The sequence below is a fragment of the Streptomyces sparsus genome (genome assembly GCF_054776295.1).
In genome coordinates, this window is the sequence record NZ_BAAHCA010000980.1 from 1 (window position 1) to 1,732 (window position 1,732).

Annotated in this window: 1 protein-coding gene and 1 pseudogene; both read left to right on the top strand. The window is 73.3% G+C overall.

The window, feature by feature from the left end:
- Positions 1–247: pseudogene (locus ACYVE9_RS25545) on the top strand (hypothetical protein); the annotation flags it as partial.
- The gene (locus ACYVE9_RS25550; protein WP_461030259.1) at positions 244–1,704 is read left to right on the top strand and encodes a sodium/solute symporter; all 1,461 of its coding nucleotides are present in this window, start codon (positions 244–246) and stop codon (positions 1,702–1,704) included. The pseudogene ACYVE9_RS25545 and the gene ACYVE9_RS25550, both read left to right, overlap by 4 nt.
- Positions 1,705–1,732: the final 28 nt, after the last annotated feature.

The following is a 1,732-nucleotide window of genomic DNA, read 5'->3' on the forward strand; positions in this document are numbered from 1 at the left end:
CGACCCCGAGCGGGCCCGCCGGGTCTTCGCCGCCCAGCGCCGCACCGCCGGGCGCACGGTCGCCATGCTCGCCCTGGTGCTGTTCGGCACCAGCGGCATGATCGCCCTGTTCCCCGCGATGGACCGGATGACGGCCGGCGGGGTGCCCGTCTCCTGGCTGGTGCTGGCCACCGCGACGTACCCGCTGCTGCTGCTCATCGCCGTGGTGCACGTGCGGGCCGCCGAGCGCACGGACGACCGGGCGTGACCGGACTGCTGGCGATCGGCTTCCTCGTCGCCGCGAGCCTGATGATCGGCATGTACGGCGTGCGGGCGGCGCGCACCACGCCCGACTTCCTGGTGGCCTCCCGCCGGGTGGCCCCCGGCTGGAACGCCATGGCCATCGCGGGTGAGTACGTGTCGGCGGCGTCCGTCATCGGGCTGGCCGGGCTGCTGCTGAAGAACGGCATCGGCACGCTGTGGTTCGCGGTGGGCTTCACCGCAGGCTACGTCGCGGTCGCCGCGCTGGTGGCCGGGCCTATGCGGCGCTCGGGTGCGTTCACCGTGCCGGACTTCGCCGAGTACCGGTTGGGTTCGCGCGGGATCCGCAAGCTGTGCGGCGTGATCGTCCTGGTCATCATGTGGCTCTACCTGGTGCCCCAGTTCAAGGGCGCCGGGGTGGTGCTGCAACTGGTCAGCGGCACGCCCTACTGGGTGGGTGTGGTGCTGGCGGGCCTGGTGGTGAGCGGTTCCATCGCGGTGGGCGGCATGCGTTCGGCCACCTACGTGCAGGCCTTCCACTACCTGGTGAAGCTGGTCTTCATCGCGGTGCCCGCGGTGTTCCTCGTCGTGTACGTGGGGCCGGAGACCCGCTCCGAGGCGCTCACCCCGGTGACCGTGCCGGAGAGCTGGAGCCGGCCGCTGCTGGACATCAACGACGCCGGTCACCCGCTGCTGGGCACCTGGTCGGTGCTGCTCGCGACGACGCTGGGCGCGATCGGCCTGCCGCACGTCATCATGCGTTTCCACACCAGCACCAGCGCGCGCAACGCCCGCCGGGTCGCCGTGATGGTGATCGCCCTGCTGGGCGTGTTCTACCTGTTCCCGGCCGTGTACGGGCTGCTGGGCCGGGTGCTGACCCCGCACCTGGTGCGCAACAACGCCACCGACACGGTGAGTGTGGTCCTGCCGGGGCACGTGGTGCCGGGAGCGCTGGGCAGCGTCCTGACCGCCCTGGTCGCCGCGGGCGCCTTCGCGGCGTTCCTGTCCACCTCCTCCGGGCTGCTGCTCGCGCTGGCCGGCGGGCTCTCGCACGACCTGTTCGGCAGCGGCGTGTCCCGGCTGCGGGCGGCGGTCGCCGCGGGCGCGCTCGTCGCCGTGCTGCTGTCGCTGCCCGCGGCGCACCTGGACATCAACGTGCTGGTGGGCTGGGCCTTCGCGGTGGCGGCCTCCACCTTCTGCCCGCTGCTGGTGCTGGGCATCTGGTGGCCGAAGCTGACCGTGGCCGGTGCCGCCTGGGGGCTGGGCACGGGAGTGGTCTCGGCGACGGGGGCGGCGTTCCTCTCCGCCGTCGCGAGCTGGCACTCGGGGCTGGTGACGGTGCTGCTGGCGCAGCCCGCCTCCTGGACCGTGCCGCTGGCCTTCCTGACCATGATCGTGGTCTCCCGTTTCGGGGAGCCGCCCGAGGGGGCGGAGCGTGCCGTCCTGCGGCTGCACGCCCCCTGAGTGCCCTCCCCGGGCGGCCCCGGCACCG